This window comes from Mycobacterium sp. 1245801.1 (assembly GCF_001673055.1).
Classification (GTDB): Bacteria; Actinomycetota; Actinomycetes; order Mycobacteriales; family Mycobacteriaceae; genus Mycobacterium; species Mycobacterium europaeum_A.
Window position 1 is genome coordinate 17,568 of record NZ_LZKY01000158.1, and the last position, 15,615, is coordinate 33,182.

The 15,615-nt window shown below is 68.2% G+C and carries 18 protein-coding genes; 11 read left to right on the forward strand and 7 right to left on the reverse strand.

Annotated elements, in window-relative coordinates:
* Positions 1 to 21: 21 nt before the first annotated feature.
* Complete coding sequence (bfr, locus tag A5622_RS09740) at positions 22 to 501, reverse strand: bacterioferritin (RefSeq protein WP_066870748.1); 480 nt, start codon at positions 499 to 501, stop codon at positions 22 to 24.
* Positions 502 to 840: 339 nt separating this feature from the next.
* Here bfr and A5622_RS09745 point away from each other — a divergent pair, with 339 nt between their 5' ends.
* On the forward strand, positions 841 to 1,026 hold the full coding sequence (locus tag A5622_RS09745; protein WP_066870751.1) for a bacterioferritin-associated ferredoxin: 186 nt from the start codon (positions 841 to 843) through the stop codon (positions 1,024 to 1,026).
* Positions 1,027 to 1,046: 20 nt separating this feature from the next.
* On the opposite strand, the gene A5622_RS09750 is transcribed toward A5622_RS09745, so the two are convergent.
* From A5622_RS09750 to A5622_RS09765, 4 genes are read right to left on the reverse strand one after another with little or no spacing between them, the layout of a single operon-like run.
* Entirely contained in the window at positions 1,047 to 1,796 is a 750-nt protein-coding gene (locus tag A5622_RS09750) for an enoyl-CoA hydratase/isomerase family protein (protein ID WP_066870755.1), read from the reverse strand.
* Positions 1,797 to 1,814: 18 nt separating this feature from the next.
* Positions 1,815 to 2,258, reverse strand: coding sequence for a TIGR03618 family F420-dependent PPOX class oxidoreductase (locus A5622_RS09755; RefSeq protein WP_066878163.1), 444 nt, complete (start codon positions 2,256 to 2,258; stop codon positions 1,815 to 1,817).
* A gap of 9 nt (positions 2,259 to 2,267) precedes the next feature.
* Complete coding sequence (locus A5622_RS09760) at positions 2,268 to 2,969, reverse strand: EthD domain-containing protein (RefSeq protein WP_066878165.1); 702 nt, start codon at positions 2,967 to 2,969, stop codon at positions 2,268 to 2,270.
* A gap of 35 nt (positions 2,970 to 3,004) precedes the next feature.
* On the reverse strand, positions 3,005 to 3,940 hold the full coding sequence (locus A5622_RS09765) for a hydrogen peroxide-inducible genes activator (RefSeq protein WP_066870763.1): 936 nt from the start codon (positions 3,938 to 3,940) through the stop codon (positions 3,005 to 3,007).
* 101 nt (positions 3,941 to 4,041) lie between these two features.
* Between A5622_RS09765 and A5622_RS09770 the strand changes: the two genes are divergently transcribed.
* From A5622_RS09770 to A5622_RS09780, 3 genes are read left to right on the forward strand one after another with little or no spacing between them, the layout of a single operon-like run.
* The gene (locus tag A5622_RS09770; RefSeq protein WP_066870766.1) at positions 4,042 to 4,629 is read left to right on the forward strand and encodes a peroxiredoxin; all 588 of its coding nucleotides are present in this window, start codon (positions 4,042 to 4,044) and stop codon (positions 4,627 to 4,629) included.
* Positions 4,630 to 4,669: 40 nt separating this feature from the next.
* Entirely contained in the window at positions 4,670 to 5,206 is a 537-nt protein-coding gene (locus tag A5622_RS09775; RefSeq protein WP_066878167.1) for an alkyl hydroperoxide reductase, read from the forward strand.
* Positions 5,207 to 5,216: 10 nt separating this feature from the next.
* Positions 5,217 to 6,548, forward strand: coding sequence for an alpha-amylase family protein (locus A5622_RS09780; RefSeq protein WP_082994560.1), 1,332 nt, complete (start codon positions 5,217 to 5,219; stop codon positions 6,546 to 6,548).
* A gap of 23 nt (positions 6,549 to 6,571) precedes the next feature.
* On the opposite strand, the gene A5622_RS09785 is transcribed toward A5622_RS09780, so the two are convergent.
* Positions 6,572 to 7,009 (reverse strand): DUF1810 domain-containing protein, encoded by a 438-nt coding sequence (locus A5622_RS09785; protein WP_066878169.1) that lies wholly within the window; start codon positions 7,007 to 7,009, stop codon positions 6,572 to 6,574.
* An 18-nt stretch (positions 7,010 to 7,027) separates the two neighbouring features.
* Between A5622_RS09785 and A5622_RS09790 the strand changes: the two genes are divergently transcribed.
* From A5622_RS09790 to A5622_RS09820, 7 genes are all read left to right on the forward strand, one after another.
* The gene (locus A5622_RS09790; protein ID WP_066878171.1) at positions 7,028 to 8,269 is read left to right on the forward strand and encodes an alpha-hydroxy acid oxidase; all 1,242 of its coding nucleotides are present in this window, start codon (positions 7,028 to 7,030) and stop codon (positions 8,267 to 8,269) included.
* 93 nt (positions 8,270 to 8,362) lie between these two features.
* On the forward strand, positions 8,363 to 10,684 hold the full coding sequence (lon, locus tag A5622_RS09795; RefSeq protein WP_066878173.1) for an endopeptidase La: 2,322 nt from the start codon (positions 8,363 to 8,365) through the stop codon (positions 10,682 to 10,684).
* 231 nt (positions 10,685 to 10,915) lie between these two features.
* Positions 10,916 to 11,266: a hypothetical protein gene (locus A5622_RS09800; protein ID WP_066878175.1), complete on the forward strand. Its 351-nt coding sequence runs from the start codon at positions 10,916 to 10,918 to the stop codon at positions 11,264 to 11,266.
* Positions 11,267 to 11,331: 65 nt separating this feature from the next.
* Positions 11,332 to 11,721 carry a nitroreductase family deazaflavin-dependent oxidoreductase gene (locus A5622_RS09805; RefSeq protein ID WP_066870781.1) on the forward strand — a complete coding sequence of 130 codons (390 nt, stop codon included), beginning with the start codon at positions 11,332 to 11,334 and terminating at the stop codon, positions 11,719 to 11,721.
* Positions 11,722 to 11,728: 7 nt separating this feature from the next.
* The gene (locus A5622_RS09810) at positions 11,729 to 12,061 is read left to right on the forward strand and encodes a TfoX/Sxy family protein (protein WP_066878177.1); all 333 of its coding nucleotides are present in this window, start codon (positions 11,729 to 11,731) and stop codon (positions 12,059 to 12,061) included.
* A 41-nt stretch (positions 12,062 to 12,102) separates the two neighbouring features.
* On the forward strand, positions 12,103 to 12,729 hold the full coding sequence (locus A5622_RS09815; RefSeq protein WP_066878179.1) for an endonuclease: 627 nt from the start codon (positions 12,103 to 12,105) through the stop codon (positions 12,727 to 12,729).
* A 7-nt stretch (positions 12,730 to 12,736) separates the two neighbouring features.
* Positions 12,737 to 13,462, forward strand: coding sequence for a DUF72 domain-containing protein (locus A5622_RS09820; protein WP_066870786.1), 726 nt, complete (start codon positions 12,737 to 12,739; stop codon positions 13,460 to 13,462).
* A 13-nt stretch (positions 13,463 to 13,475) separates the two neighbouring features.
* On the opposite strand, the gene A5622_RS09825 is transcribed toward A5622_RS09820, so the two are convergent.
* A complete protein-coding gene (locus tag A5622_RS09825; RefSeq protein WP_066878180.1) occupies positions 13,476 to 15,590 on the reverse strand; it encodes an NAD-dependent epimerase/dehydratase family protein in 2,115 nt (704 codons plus the stop codon).
* Positions 15,591 to 15,615: the final 25 nt, after the last annotated feature.

Here is a 15,615-nt window from a genome sequence, read left to right on the forward strand (position 1 = left end):
CCTATTTCGCCGCCGGCCGGGTCAGCTGGGTGGGCGCGACACGCACTGCGCCGAGTACAACTCCACACCGAGCTTGTCCATCAACTCGAGTTGGGTCTCGAGGTAGTCGATGTGCTTTTCCTCGTCCGCCACGATGTTCTCGAACAGCGTCGCGGTGGTGGAGTCCTGCTTTTCGCGGCACAGGATGATCGCCGGCTTGAGCCGCTCCATCACCTCGTACTCGATGGCCAGGTCGGCCTCGAACTGCTCACGCAGCGTCTGACCGATGCGCAGCGAGAAGAGGCGCTGGTAGTTCGGCAAGCCGTCGAGCAGAAGAATGCGGTCGGTGATCGCCTCGGCGTGTCGCATCTCGTCGAAGGACTCGGCCCGGGTGTGCCCAGCTAACTCGGTGAAACCCCAGTTGTCCTGCATCTTGGAGTGCAGGAAGTATTGGTTGATCGCGGTGAGCTCGCTGGTCAGCTGCTCGTTGAGCAGACGCAAAACTTCCGGATCCCCTTGCATTGTCACTCCTATGGTGTGAGCGGCTGTCGTATGTGGCCGCGGCGGGCACGCTGGGCTGGAGCGCACAAACCTGGGCTGTAGCAGCACTTTGCCACGGCCGCCGGGAATGTTCCAGCAAGGTTTGGCTGCGCTCAGTGGGTCCCCGAGTGGGGTAAGTCACCCCTTGGTTAGGTTAGACTCGGCTAATGAACTTAGGTTAGACTCCACTAATATGCGGCGTATGAATTCGGCCCCATCGCCCCGGTGCCTGATGACTCGGAACGCCGGCGGCCGGGACGATTCGCAGACGCTGGACCGGGCTTTCGACGAAGGGGACGCCGAAATGCGGGAGGTGCGCTGATGTACGTGTGCCTCTGTGTTGGGGCCACCAACCAGACCGTGTGCGACGTCGTCGCGCAGGGCGCATCGACCTCCAAAGAGATCGCCGCCGCCTGTGGGGCCGGTGGTGACTGCGGCCGCTGCCGGCGCACCCTGCGGGCCATCCTCGCCGCCTCGGCCAAGCTGCAGACGGCCCAGTCGGCCTAGCCGCCGTCAGCGTTTGCGCTTCAACTTTTGTTGAACGCGGCCAGCGCCGCGGCGTTGGCCTGTGCGCCCATGAGCTCGGCGAAGTGGGCGTTCTCGCGGGCGGTGGCCGCCACAATCTCGGGCCGGACGGGCTCCATCATGGTGTGCTTGACGGCCATCAAGCTCGAGATCGGCCGGGAGGCAAGGATTTCCGCGTGCTGACGGGCCTGCGTCAGCAGCTCGTCGGGTTCGCAGACCCGCCAGACCAGTCCCATCCGCAGGGCCTCGTCGGCGGCGACCCATTCCGACGACATCAGCAGCCAGGCCGCGTTCTGCCGGCCCACCAGCTGGGGCAGCAGGTATGACGATGCCGCTTCGGGCGCCACGCCCAGGCTGGTGAACGGGCACTTCAGGCGGGCGGTCGACGACATGAACGCCAGATCGGCGTAGCCGAGGATGGTGGCGCCGATGCCCACGCCGACGCCGTTCACCGCGCAGATCAGCGGCTTGGGAAAAGCGCTGAGCGCGCTGATCAGTCCGATGAAGCCATGCTTGCCCGGGGTGAAGTCCGGGTCGGTGATGCGTGCCTGCATTTCGGCCAGATCGGTACCGGCGCTGAAACCACGGCCCGCGCCGGTCAGCAGCACGACCGCGACCTCGGGATCGTCGGCGGCGGCCAGCAACGCCTCGGCAGTGGCGTCGTAGAGGGCTTCGTTGAACGCGTTGAGCGCCTCGGGCCGGTTCAGTGTGAGGGTACGTACCCGTTTGTCGTCATCGATCTGCAGCGTCACGCCAGCAGCCTAACCAGGCTAGCCGTTGCTGTAGACGCGGGTTGGCGCGATCAACACCACGGCGCGACCCTCGGCGGCCATCACCCTGTCGTATTCGTCCCAGTCGTCGTGCGTGCCGCCCGCGGCGGTGAACACGTCGCGAAGCAGCAGCCGCAACTGATCGGCGTCCGTGAGCCAGGGCCGGCTGTCGGCCGGGCCGGCCAGCTCGGCGCGGCCCTCGACCGTCGCCCACTGCCACCCGTTGCGAAAGGTGACGGCCAGCTGCGGTCGGGCCCGCAGGTTGGCCAGCTTGACCTTGCCGTAGGTGGTGAAGCCGAGAACTGGCTGGCCGTCCGCGGGGTGCGTCAGCAGCCCCACGTTCACCAGCGAAGCCTGGACCGTCGCGTCAGCGCGGACGGTCGACACCACCGCCAGGCCGCTTTCCGTCGCGGCCAAGGCGACCGCGTCGCGCAGTGTCGTCATGAGAGCCCCTCATCCGTTGAACGGGCTGGCGAAGACGTACCGGCTCGTCGGCACCGTGTCGATGTTCTCGTTGGCGCCAAAGGCGCTGGTGCTGGCGACCATTCGCCCCATCCGGTCCTGTAGGTCGTCGTCATCGGCGGCTCCGAAGAAAGCGTGGAGGTCGGTGATGGCCTCGATCGGGAACAACTCCTCGACGATGCCGGAGATTCCCGGCGCATCCGGGGTCAGCGCCCGCACCACCCAGTTCTGGGTGTAGCCGAACGTCGACTGCGTTTCGATCGCCACCGAGGTGTGGTGACCCTGCCACCGCGTCAGCCAGGTCGCCTGGTCCATGTCGGCGGGCCGGCGCAGCAGCGCGACGTTGGCCAAACCCGGTGTGCGAGCGCCGGATTCGACGGTTGGAGCCATCAGCGGGACGGATTCGGTCACCAGATACGCGGCGAGCTGTTCACATTCCTGGGCGAGGAATTTGAACGCCGCCGTCATCTGCTCGCCGTAGCACTGCTGGGTCCACATGCTCACCACCGCCGCGACCGGCGGGTCCAGGGTGGTCAGCGTCATCAGCGAGTGGCGCACGGTGCTGTCCCGAACATTCATCTGCAGCCCGGCGACGCCCAGTTGCAGCAGCGCGTCGGCGACGTGACCCCGTTGCCGGGCACACCACGCGTCATCCGGCTCGGCCCGCCTGAGCACCGCGATCACCTTTTCCATAGGCAGAACCTACCCGGGGCGGGCACCGGGTAGGCCTACTTCACCAGCCGCACCTGGTGCTGGCTGCTGATCACTGTGCCGATCAGCTCGGCCAGCCGGCGATAGGACTCGTCGCGCCCGCTCGATGACCGGTAGACCAAGCCGATCCGCCGCCCCGGGCGGGGTGCGGCGAACTGCGCCAGGCCCAGGCGGCTGCGCGAGGCCTCGACCGGCACCGCGCTCTGTGGAATGAGCGTGACGCCCAGGCCGCCGGTCACGCATTGCACCGCGGTCGCCAGGGAGGCCGCCCGGGTATTGGCCAGCTCTGCCCGCACCCCCGCCTTGTGACAGACGTCGAGTGCTTGATCACGCAGGCAGTGGCCTTCGTCCAGCAACAGCAGCGGCAGGTCGGCCAGGGCGGTCGCCGGAACCCGGCGCTTGCCAGCCAGCGGATGGCCGGGCGGTAGGGCGAGGACGAAATCCTCGTCGTAGATCGGGATCGCGGTGACACCGGCACCCTCGGCGGGCAGGGCGATCAGGGCCGCATCCAGTGCGCCCTCACGCAGCACCGCCAACAGCCGTTCGGTCTGGTCTTCGGTCACCCGCAACGTCAGGCCCGGCAGCCGCTCGGCGACGCCGGCCAGCACGGTCGGCAGCACATAGGGCGCCACCGTCGGTATCAGCCCCAGCCGCACGCCGGTCTGCAGCGGGTCGGTGGACCCGGCCGCGGCGGCGCTGAACGCGTCGGCGGCCTCGACGACCGCCTGGGCGCGCGGGAGCAGTTCCGTGCCCTGCGTTGTCAAGAAGACACGCCGCGTCGACCGCTCGACCAGCTGGGTGCCCAGGCCCGCCTCCAGCGCCGCCAGCGCCTGCGACAACGTCGACTGGCTGACGCCGAGATCCGTTGCGGCACTGCTGAATTGCCGCTTCTCGGCGATCGCCACGAACGCGCGCAGGCCGGCGATAGTGGGCTGATAAGTCTTATCGGTCATGCCTATGAGTCTAGTGGGAAATATCACCTTTACTTCAATAAGGCTACGCGGCAACATGGTGGAGGACATCTAATCTTGAGTAATTCCAGATAAGGAGCGATATGCCTCTGCTGACCATCGGCGACCAGTTCCCCGCCTACGAGCTCACTGCGTTGATCGCGGGCGATCTGTCCAAGGTCGACGCCAAGCAGCCTGGGGACTACTTCACCACCATCACCAACGAGGACCACGCCGGCAAGTGGCGCGTGGTGTTCTTCTGGCCGAAGGACTTCACCTTCGTATGCCCGACCGAGATTGCCGCGTTCGGCAAGCTCAACGACGAATTCGCCGACCGCGACGCGCAGGTGCTGGGTGTCTCGATCGACAGCGAGTTCGTGCACTTCAACTGGCGGGCCCAGCACGAGGACCTGAAGAAGCTGCCGTTCCCGATGCTCGCGGACATCAAGCGGGAGCTGAGCCTGGCCACCGGTGTGCTCAACGCCGACGGCGTGGCCGACCGGGCGACCTTCATCGTCGACCCGAACAACGAGATCCAGTTCGTCTCGGTGACCGCGGGTTCGGTGGGTCGTAACGTCGAAGAGGTGCTGCGCGTCCTGGACGCACTGCAGTCCGACGAGCTGTGCGCCTGCAACTGGCGCAAGGGTGACCCGACGCTGGACGCCACCGAGCTGCTCAAGCAGTCGGCCTGATCCCGGCCTGGATCGCATAAGGTTCGGAGAAGGAGGCAAGATGAGCCTAGAAAACCTCAAAGAAGCGCTGCCGGAGTACGCCAAGGACCTCAAGCTCAACCTGGGCTCGATCACTCGCACGACCGAGCTCAACGAGGAGCAGCTGTGGGGCACCCTGCTGGCCAGCGCCGCGGCGACGCGCAACACCCAGGTGCTCGCCGAGATCGGGGCCGAGGCGGCCGACATCCTGTCCGCCGAGGCCTACAACGCGGCGCTGGGAGCCGCATCGATCATGGGCATGAACAACGTGTTCTACCGTGGCCGGGGCTTCCTGGACGGCAAGTACGACGATCTGCGCGCGGGGTTGCGGATGAACATCATCGCCAACCCCGGCGTGGAGAAGGCGAACTTCGAGCTGTGGTCTTTCGCGGTGTCGTCGATCAACGGCTGCCCGGACTGCGTGGCCGCCCATGAGCACACGCTGCGCGAGGCCGGCGTCAGCCGGGAAACCATCCAGGAGGCGTTGAAGGCCGCGGCGATCATTTCCGGCGTGGCGCAAGCGATCATCGCCTCCCAGACGCTGGCCACCGTCGGCTGATCGCGCCGTCGTGACCAGAACCGTGACCGGACCCGCCTGGGTCCAGCACGCGATCTGGTGGCAGGTCTATCCCCTGGGGTTCGTGGGAGCGTTTCCCGCACCGCAGGCAGACGAGCCGCCGCAACCGGAGGAGCACCGGTTGCGGCGGCTCGTCGACTGGCTGGACCACGCCATCGAACTCGGGGCTTCCGGCCTTGCGCTGGGACCCGTCTTCGCCTCGCGCACACACGGTTACGACACCACCGACCACTACCGCATCGACCCCCGGCTGGGCGATGACGACGACTTCGACCACCTGATCGCCGAGGCTCATCGCCGCGGACTGCGGGTACTGCTCGACGGGGTGTTCAATCACGTCGGCCAGGATTTCGCGCGCTACCGCGAGGCCGCCGCCGACGACGACGCGGCCGCACGCTGGTTTCGCGGACGGCCCGGCCGATTTCACACCTTCGAAGGCCACGAGGGACTGATCACCCTCAACCACGACAACCCCGAGGTGGCCGACTACGCCGTCGACGTCATGGCACACTGGCTGGGTCGCGGCGCCGACGGCTGGCGACTGGACGCGGCTTATGCTGTGCCGCAACACTTCTGGGCATCGACGCTGCCGCGGGTGCGGAAGCGCTACCCGGACGCCTGGTTCGTCGGGGAACTCATCCACGGCGACTACGCCGCGGTCGTGGAGGCCGCCACCTTCGACTCGGCCACGCAATACGAGCTGTGGAAGGCGATCTGGAGCGGCCTCAACGACGGCAATTTCTTCGAGCTGGACTGGGCGCTGCAGCGCCACAACGAGTTTCTGACCTGCTTCGCGCCGCTGACCTTCATCGGCAACCACGACGTCACCCGCATCGCCAGCCGGCTGGAAAATCCCGAACACGTCGCCCACGCGCTGGTGCTGTTGCTGACGGTCGGCGGGGTGCCCAGCGTGTACGCCGGCGACGAACTGGGATTCCGGGGGGTCAAGGAGGAACGCTTCGGCGGTGACGACGCGGTTCGCCCCGAGTTCGGCTCTCCCCCACTGCAACTCGATGACTTCGGCGTCGAAACCTGGCGGCTGCACCAATACCTGGTCGGGCTGCGACGCCGCTACCCGTGGTTACATGCGGCGACCACCACCGCCCGGCTGCTGGAAAACCGGCGCTACGTGTACGAGACGCGCCACGGCGACGATGCCCTGCTGGTGGCGCTCAACATCGACGACGAGCCGCTGCGGGTGACGCTGCCGAAGCTGGGCACCGCTCGCGCCGAGGTGATCGGCGGATCGGCCGCCCCGCCGCAGGAGGTCGTCGACACCGTTGCCGTCGAGCCCCGCGGCTGGCGGATCCTGCGCCCGGTCTAGGGCCCGGCTTTTCACGGCGTCGCCTAGGGCGTCGCCAGCCGCTCCAAGGTCAGCCGGTCCTGGCGGCCGTCGTAATACTTGTCCAGCACCGCGACGAAGTCGGCGTTGTCCTCGGTCGCGCGGGCGAACAGCGTCATCGACGAGCACAGCTTGAGGTCGTCCGGCGAACCGAAGATCTGGCCGATCGAGCGCCCCTGCACCGCGGCGACCAGCCGGGCGCACTCATGCAACCGTGGCCCCAGCAGCTCATGGCGCAGATAGGCGTCGGCTTCGTCGAGCGAGGCGATGCCGAACCGTGCCGCCATGGCGCTGCCGCCCAGCCCGCGCAGCTGCGGAAAGACGAACCACATCCAGTGACTGCGTTTTCGCCCGGCGCGCAACTCGGCGATGACGTCGCCGTACACCGGCTCCTGCGCGTCCACAAAGCGATTGAGATCGAACGGGTCGCCTGTCGAGTCCATTTGACTACGGTTGCACACATGGCAGTCCGACGACGAGTGCCCAAGGTGCGCGACCTCGCGCCGCTGATGCAGTTCAAGCGGCCCCGGCTCAACGCGACCAGGCGCCGCCTCGACGCCGCGTACACCATCGAGGATCTGCGAGCCATCGCCAGGCGCCGCACCCCGAGGGCGGCGTTCGACTACACCGACGGGGCCGCCGACGACGAACTGTCCATCCAACGCGCACGACAAGCGTTCCGCGACATCGAGTTTCACCCGACGATTCTGCGTGACGTCTCCCAGGTCACCACCGGCTGGAATGTGCTGGGGCAGCCGGTCGTGTTGCCGTTCGGGATCGCCCCCACCGGATTCACCCGCTTGATGCACACCGAGGGCGAGATCGCCGGAGCGCAAGCGGCGGCCGACGTGGGGATCCCGTTTTCGCTGTCCACCTTGGGTACCTGTGCGATCGAGGATCTCGTCACCGCCGTCCCGCAGGGCCGAAAGTGGTTCCAGCTCTACATGTGGCGCGATCGCGAGCGCTCCATGGCCCTGGTGCGGCGCGCCGCCGACGCGGGCTTCGACACGCTGCTGGCCACCGTCGACGTCCCGGTCTCCGGTGCCCGGCTACGGGATAACCGCAACGGCATGACGATTCCGCCGACACTGACGCTGCGCACCGTGCTCGATGCCGTGCCGCACCCGAAATGGTGGTTCGATCTGCTGACCACCGAGCCGCTGGCGTTTGCCTCGCTCGATCGCTGGCCCGGCACCGTCGCCGAGTATCTGAGCACGATGTTCGATCCCAGCCTCACCTTCGACGATCTGGAGTGGATCAAGGCGCAATGGCCCGGCAAGCTCGTCGTGAAAGGGATTCAGACACTCGAGGACGCGCGCGCCGTCGTCGACCGCGGCGTCGACGGCATCGTCTTGTCGAATCATGGTGGGCGCCAACTGGACCGGGCCCCCGTGCCCTTTCACCTGCTGCCCACCGTCGCGCGGGAGCTTGGGCAACACACCGAGATCCTGGTGGACACCGGCATCATGGCCGGCGCCGACATCGTCGCCGCGATCGCGCTGGGGGCCCGCTGCACGCTGGTCGGGCGCGCCTACCTGTACGGCCTGATGGCCGGCGGTGAGGCGGGGGTGAGCCGCGCGATCGACATCCTCCGCAGCGGGATTGTGCGGACCATGGCGCTGCTCGGCGTCACCTGCCTCGAGGAGCTCTCCCCCCAGCACGTCACGCAACTGCGACGGCTGGGCCCGTTGCCGCCGGTGTGACGCCGGCCGCACACCCGCAACGGCCGGGGTCCCCGGGAACAAACCGGCGCCCGGCTGGGTTAAGCGCATCAGACTCAACTTTTGGAGGATTTGATGGCTGAAGCCAAGTCGGTGCCGGTGCTGTTTGTCACTGACACCATCGTGTTGCCCGGAATGGTGGTGCCGATCGCGCTGGACGACGCCGCCCGAGCGGCGATCGATGCCGCTGCGGCGAGCGAATCGGGACAGCTGCTGATCGCCCCCCGACTGGACGACCGTTACCCCTCGCACGGCGTGATCGCGAAAATCCTGCAGGTCGGGCGCATCGCCGGCGGTGGCACCGCCGCGGTGGTGCGCGGTGAGCGCAGGGCGCAGATCGGGGCGGGAGCGTCCGGGCCCGGTGCGGCCCTGTGGGTCGAGGTGACCGAGGTCCCCGACGGCGAGACGACCGACGAGATCAAGGCGCTCACGGCGGAGTACAAGAAGCTGCTGCTGGCCATGCTGCAACGCCGCGAAGCGTGGGAGATCATCGATTACGTCAACAGGCTGACCGACCCGTCGGCGCTGGCCGATACCTCCGGCTACGCCTCGTACCTGACCAACGCGCAGAAACGGCAACTGCTCGAGACCGTCGACGTCACCGAGCGGCTGCGGGTGCTGATCGACTGGACCAGCTCGCATTTGGCCGAGGTCGAGGTCAACGACAAGATCGCCGAGGACGTGCGCGAGGGCATGGAGAAGACGCAGAAGGAGTTCCTGCTGCGCCAACAGCTGGCCGCCATCCGCAAGGAACTGGGCGAGGGCGAACCGGACGGCTCGGATGACTACCGTGCCCGCGTCGAGGCCGCCGAGCTGCCCGAGCAGGTGCGCGAGGCCGCGCTGCGCGAGGTCGGCAAGCTGGAACGGTCCAGCGAGCAGAGCCCGGAAAGCGGCTGGATCCGCACCTGGCTGGACACCGTCCTGGACCTGCCGTGGAACGTCCGGACCGAGGACTCCACGGACCTGGAGGCGGCCCGGGAAATCCTGGACGCCGACCACCACGGGCTGGACGACGTCAAGGACCGCATCGTCGAGTACCTGGCCGTGCGGGCGCGCCGCGCCCAGCGTGGGCTCCAGGTCGTCGGCGGGCGCGGCTCCGGTGCAGTGATGGTGCTGGCCGGTCCCCCCGGGGTCGGCAAGACGTCGCTGGGCGAGAGCGTGGCCAGGGCTTTGGGCCGCAAGTTCGTCCGCGTCGCCCTGGGCGGTGTGCGCGACGAGGCCGAGATCCGCGGGCACCGGCGCACCTATGTGGGAGCGTTGCCGGGCCGGATCGTGCGTGCGATCGGTGAGGCGGGATCGATGAATCCCGTTGTGTTGCTGGACGAAATCGACAAGGTCGGTGCCGACTTTCGCGGTGACCCGAGCGCGGCGCTGCTCGAGGTGCTCGACCCCGCGCAGAACCACACCTTCCGCGACCACTACCTGGATTTGGACCTGGACCTGTCCGACGTGGTGTTCCTGGCCACCGCCAACGTGATCGAGAACATTCCGTCCGCCCTGCTGGACCGCATGGAGCTGGTTGCGATCGACGGCTACACCGAGGACGACAAGGTCGCCATCGCGCGTGACTACCTGCTGCCCCGGCAGCGCCAGCGCGCGGCGCTGACCGAGGACGAGGTCGCGGTGACCGACGCGGCGTTGCGCAAGATCGCGGCGGATTACACCCGCGAGCCCGGCGTGCGCCAGTTCGAGCGGCTGTTGGCCAAGGCGCTGCGCAAGGCCACCACCAAGCTGGCCGCCAACCCGGAGCCGTTGACCATCGACGAGCCGGATCTGGTTGGCTACCTTGGCCGCCCGCGATTCACGCCGGAATCGGTCGAACGCACGGCGGTGCCCGGGGTGGCCACCGGCCTGGCCGTGACCGGCCTGGGTGGTGACGTGCTCTACATCGAGGCCGGCGCCACCGACGGGGAACCGGGTTTGCAGTTGACCGGCCAGCTGGGCGACGTGATGAAGGAGTCGGCGCAGATCGCGCTGTCCTACGTGCGCTCCCACGCCGACGCGCTCCGTGTCGAGCCCGAGGCGTTGAACCGGCGCATCCACGTCCACGTCCCCGCGGGTGCGGTGCCCAAGGACGGCCCGTCGGCCGGTGTCACCATGGTGACCGCCCTGGTGTCGATTGCGACCGGGCGTCAGGTCCGTTCCGACGTCGGCATGACCGGTGAGGTCACGCTGAACGGTCGGGTGCTGCCGATCGGTGGGGTGAAGCAGAAGCTGCTGGCGGCCCAACGTGCCGGTCTGTCAACGGTTTTCATTCCGGCGCGCAACGAGCCCGATCTGGACGACGTGCCCGCCGAGGTGCTCGAGGCGCTGGACGTGCGGCCCATGACCGATGTCGCCGAGATCGTTGCGCAGGCCCTGGAGCCGGCGGCGCAGGCCGCCACCGTGGCCGCATGACGCTGTCTAGGCGGTGTTGAACCCGTGTCGAGCTAGTGACGACGCCATGGCCCCGGGGCAAGGCAAGAAGTTTTGGCTTCCCCCGGGGCCGGGTATCTGTCAGCGCAGAGGGAAGACCAGCCGAGGGGGGAATGACCTCTAACCCGACGTCAAACGGCGCGGGTGGACGAACAACAGATCACTGCCGTGACGCCGCGGTAGGCGGTCGACCGGCCGGATAAGGAGTTCATCATGAGGTTGAACAGAATTGCTGCTAGCGCCGCGATCGCGGGTGCTTTGACGTCCGGTGCGCTGGGAATCGGTGCCGGGTCGGCGCAGGCCGACCCGCATGGGCCGAATCCGCCGGTGCCGGGTTGCGTCGGCGGCCCCGGCGCCAACTGCAACGGCCCGGGCACCCCGCTTCCGCCGGGGCAGCGCGGATTCCCGCCGCCGGGGCACTTCAACGACCCGATCGGTTACGGGTACCCGGCTCGCTGGACTCCGCCGGGCCAACCGGGCGACTACCCGGTGGTATTCAACCCGGACTTCAACCAGTGGGGCGTGTTCCTGCCCGGCGGCCAATTCGTGGCCTACGCCACGTAAAACCGCATAACGAGACAGCCGCCGCGCATGTGGCGGCTGTTCTCGTTTGCGGCAGAATCGACGGCATGAGCGACTTCGCGACACTGAAACGGCAAGTGGTCCATCGGGTTCAGCGGCTGCTCGTCAACCCGGTGGGGCGGCAGCTGCCGACGACGATGCTGGAAACCACCGGGCGCAAGAGCGGGCAACCGCGCCGGACCGCGGTGGGTGGCCGCGTCGTGGACAACCGGTTCTGGATGGTCGCCGAACACGGCGAGCACTCCGACTATGTTCGCAACATCAAAGCGAATCCGGCTGTGCGCGTGCGGGTTGGCGGGCGGTGGCGCAGCGGGACAGCGCACCTGCTGCCCGACGACGATGCCGTGCGGCGGCTGGGCGAGCTGCCGCGGATGAACAGCGCGATGGTGCGCCTGATGGGCAGCGACCTGCTCACCATCCGCGTCGATCTGGACTGAAGGGTTCATGGCCTACGACGAAGACCTGGCCAACCGGATCCGCGAACTGTTGGGATCGGAGTCCGGCGTCGAGGAGAAGCGCATGTTCGGCGGCCTGGCGTTCCTGGTCGACGGCAACATGTCGGTGGCCGTGAGCGGGCAGGGCGGACTGCTGGTACGCGCGTCCTCCGCCGAGTTCGAGTCGCTGCTGCGGCGAACGCACGTCCACCCCATGGTGATGGGCGGCCGAGAGGTGCGCGGCTGGCTGCGTGTCGAGGCCGCCGGGGTGCGGACCAAGCGGCAGCTGCAGGGGTGGGTGAACCGTGGGGTCGGCTACGCGCGCACCCTGCCGCCCAAGTAGCGTGCGGTTTGCTCGCGCGGGGCGCGGGTACGCGGGTGCGTATGGACAAGCGGGTGCGACGACTTCTCGACGTTGCCGGCACGACCTATGCGGCGCAGGCGCGTATCAAGCTGAGCGACAAGCCGATGCCGCTGTTTCAGCTGCTGGTCCTGTGCATGCTTGCCAGCAAGCCGATCGACGCCGGCATCGCCACGGCCGCCGCGCGTGAGCTGTTCAAAGCCGGCCTGCGCACACCCAAAGCCGTGCAGGCGGCCGACCGGCACACCATGATCGAGGCGTTCGGGCGTGCCCACTACGTGCGCTACGACGAGAGCTCGGCGACCCGGCTGGCGGATATGGCCGACCGGGTTCGCGACGACTACTCCGGCGATCTGCGCCGTCTGGCCGATCGCAGCCGGCATGATGCCGCAGCGGCCAAACGGATGCTCAAGCAGTTCAAGGGAATCGGCGACACCGGCGCCGACATCTACCTGCGCGAAGTTCAAGACGTGTGGACCTGGGTGCGCCCGTATTTCGATGACCGGGCCACCGGCACCGCCAAGCAATTGGGTCTGCCCGCCGCGCCGGCGAAGCTGGGATCCCTTGCGCCGCACGCCAATGCGAGGTTGGCCGCCGCGCTGGTCAGGGCGTCGCTGGACGACGATGTGCGTCAGCGGGTGACCGGCTGAGCGGCCCGTGACCATACGCATCGGTACCTCAGGGTGGTCCTACAACCACTGGGCGAATGTGTTGTATCCGACGGGAACGCCGTCGGGGCGCCGCCTCGCCCGCTACGTCGAGGTGTTCGACACCGTCGAGCTGAACGCCAGTTTCTACCGGTGGCCGCAGGATTCGACCTTCACGGGCTGGCGCCGCCAGCTGCCGGAGGGTTTCACCATGTCGGTCAAGGCTCATCGCGGATTGACCCACTATCGCCGGCTGGCCTCACCCGAACCGTGGATCGAACGATTCGAACGTTGTTGGCGCCTGCTGGGAGATCGGCACGGGGTGCTGCTCGCGCAGTTGCACCCCGAGCAACAGCGCGACGACGCGCGCCTGGATACGTTCCTGGCACTGATGCCCGAATCGATCCGCGTCGCCGTCGAATTGCGCCACCCCTCGTGGAATGACCCCGCGGTGTTCGAGTTGCTGGAACGCCGCCGCGCCGCCTATGTGGTGATGAGTGGCCTCGGGCTGGAGTGCATCCCGCGTGCCACGACCGATTTGGTGTACATCCGGATGCACGGCCCGGATCCGGAAGCCAACTATGCCGGCTCCTACTCCGATGACGACCTACGGCGCTGGGCCGAGCGAATCGCAGGCTGGGACGGCGAGGGACGCGAAGTGTGGATGTACTTCAACAACGACCTGGGCGGCCACGCGGTCCGCAACGCGCTGGCACTGCGCGAGCTTCTGGGTTGACGCACCCCAGCGACTAGCCCGCGGTGCGCTCGGGGTCCGAGCCGTCAGCGCCGCGCGGCACCGGCGTCCACGCCCCGTCGATGACCTCGGGTGGGCATTGCGCCTGCAGCCGTTCGCGTTCGGTGCGGCGGCGTTTGATCCGCAACCGCGCATCACCGGGCAGGGTGACCAGTTCGTTGCAGGTCAGGTAGTACATGTCCTCGACATCGTCGATGAGGTCCGCCTCGACCCGCAGCGAACCCAAGGCGCGCAACGTCATTCGGAGTTCGTGCGTGAACCGCATCGTGGTGTCGTAGGCCAGCTCCCGAGAACCACGGGCGGCGCGCGCTGGCCGTTGCTGCGGCGTCGGCGGCTGTTCGCAGGTGGCCGCGGCGATCAGCAACATGGTGGGATCGTCGGCGAATGTCGTGGCGGCCAACTCGGCCTCTCCCGGCCCGCGGTGCCCGATTCGCGCGACGGCGTCGTCGACGGCGGCAGCCGTCTTGGGTGACAGCGCGCGGATGCTGGCGAGGTTGCCGTCGGCGGCCAGCGCGCGCAACGGCGGGTCGGCTCGCAGCGCCGCCGCCAACTCGGCGATCTCGGCGTCGACGAGATGGCTGTCGGCGATCATGCCCACCCCGGACACACTGCGCCCCGCCTGGCCGCGCACCGGTGTCGCGGCGCTGACTCCGGCGTCGATCAGCCACAGCGCGTTGAGGATCCACCCTTGATGGATGCGATCGCGCAGCAGCCGCAGCCGAACTTCCAGTGCGGCCTCCGGTAGCAGCGCCAGTTGGCCGGTGTCGAGGTGTTCCGCGGCCGCGGCGGCGCCGTAGGCGCGGGTGTCGGACCGCAGGTGGCGCAGCAGCGCCACCGATCGACCCGCCGCGACGGCCTTGGCCAGCGAGCCCAGGGCGCCGCCTACCAGGGCCGGCTCACCGAACGGCAGCGGATCCCCGATGTGGGGCTGGCCGACCAGGGCGTCGCGGGCGAACGCCTCCTGATCCCAGCCGGGCAGCTGAGCGGCGGCGACCATGTTGACCGAGACCCCGATGTAGGGACGATGGCCGAACACCGCGACGGCCCGGCTGGCCCATTCCTCGTCCACCGCGCCGCCGAGCGCGAGTGCCTGGCCCAATACCCTGCTCGCCGTGCGCAATCCGCTCAGTTGGACGTCAAGCGTGATCGGGGTGAGCGGTCCGGGCAGCGCCTCGTTGAGGGGGGACGCACTGAAGACAGGAAACCTCGGATCGATCTGGTCGTCGAATTCGCCCTCGATGCCTTCCGGTGCCGCACTGCGGGCGTCCTCGGAAGGCCGTCGGGAGTGGGCCAGCACCTCGACCGGGAGCGCGAGCCGCCCGCCGTGATTGATCGCGCCCGCGGTGTCGACTCGGCGACCGACGAGTCCGCGCGCGGTGTCGGCGACCGCGTCAAGCGCGTGCCAGCCGAATTGGAACGACCAATCTTCTTGCGCGGCAAAAACATCCATCTCGGGGACCAGTTGCGACCAGCTACGCACCCGATGCAGCCGGGACCGCGGGTCGGCGGCACGTAGCACCCGCCAGGCGGTGACCAGGTTGACGGTGTCCGGGCTGGCGAGGTCCACCACACCGGTGCGGTCGGTGTCGAGCACCGACACCAGAAAGCGCATCAGGTCGTCGAGATGAAGCACCCGCATGGGTTGGGTCGAGACCTTGGCGCGCAGCAGGGTGGCCACGGTGCGGCACACCATCCAGTCGAGCTGGCGACCGACCGGTGGCGCGATCCGGACCACGACGGTGGGGCCCCAACTCGACGAGACCAGGTCCTCGGCCGGCCGGTACAGCTCGGGCCGGCCGGCGGCCTGCGACACGAACAGCAGCCGGGACCCGGCGCGGGCGGCGGCATCGGTCACCCGTGCGAGGCCGTCGATGTCCGCGCTGCCCGGGGCGGTCGGGTCGATGGGGGCCAGGTGGATCACCGCGTCGGCCTCCTCGGTCAGGTCCCGCAGGACCCGATCGCGCAGCGACGCGCAAACAAACTCGACGTTGCGGTCCAGGCATGCATGGGGCAGTTCAGCAATGCCGGTGACCGTGTGCCCGGCAGCGATCAGCTGCCCAGCGACCAGCCGCCCGAGTGCGCCGGTGGCGTCGGTAACCAGGATGTGCACCTGGGCTCACCTCCCCCAACCCTCA

Bases quoted from the DNA above. Each gene is read 5' to 3' on its own strand.
- bfr (WP_066870748.1), bottom strand. From the start codon at position 501: ATGCAAGGGGATCCGGAAGTTTTGCGTCTGCTCAACGAGCAGCTGACC.
- A5622_RS09745 (WP_066870751.1), top strand. From the start codon at position 841: ATGTACGTGTGCCTCTGTGTTGGGGCCACCAACCAGACCGTGTGCGAC.
- A5622_RS09755 (WP_066878163.1), bottom strand. From the start codon at position 2,258: ATGACGACACTGCGCGACGCGGTCGCCTTGGCCGCGACGGAAAGCGGC.
- A5622_RS09760 (WP_066878165.1), bottom strand. From the start codon at position 2,969: ATGGAAAAGGTGATCGCGGTGCTCAGGCGGGCCGAGCCGGATGACGCG.
- A5622_RS09765 (WP_066870763.1), bottom strand. From the start codon at position 3,940: ATGACCGATAAGACTTATCAGCCCACTATCGCCGGCCTGCGCGCGTTC.
- A5622_RS09770 (WP_066870766.1), top strand. From the start codon at position 4,042: ATGCCTCTGCTGACCATCGGCGACCAGTTCCCCGCCTACGAGCTCACT.
- A5622_RS09775 (WP_066878167.1), top strand. From the start codon at position 4,670: ATGAGCCTAGAAAACCTCAAAGAAGCGCTGCCGGAGTACGCCAAGGAC.
- A5622_RS09785 (WP_066878169.1), bottom strand. From the start codon at position 7,009: ATGGACTCGACAGGCGACCCGTTCGATCTCAATCGCTTTGTGGACGCG.
- A5622_RS09790 (WP_066878171.1), top strand. From the start codon at position 7,028: ATGGCAGTCCGACGACGAGTGCCCAAGGTGCGCGACCTCGCGCCGCTG.
- lon (WP_066878173.1), top strand. From the start codon at position 8,363: ATGGCTGAAGCCAAGTCGGTGCCGGTGCTGTTTGTCACTGACACCATC.
- A5622_RS09800 (WP_066878175.1), top strand. From the start codon at position 10,916: ATGAGGTTGAACAGAATTGCTGCTAGCGCCGCGATCGCGGGTGCTTTG.
- A5622_RS09805 (WP_066870781.1), top strand. From the start codon at position 11,332: ATGAGCGACTTCGCGACACTGAAACGGCAAGTGGTCCATCGGGTTCAG.
- A5622_RS09810 (WP_066878177.1), top strand. From the start codon at position 11,729: ATGGCCTACGACGAAGACCTGGCCAACCGGATCCGCGAACTGTTGGGA.
- A5622_RS09815 (WP_066878179.1), top strand. From the start codon at position 12,103: ATGGACAAGCGGGTGCGACGACTTCTCGACGTTGCCGGCACGACCTAT.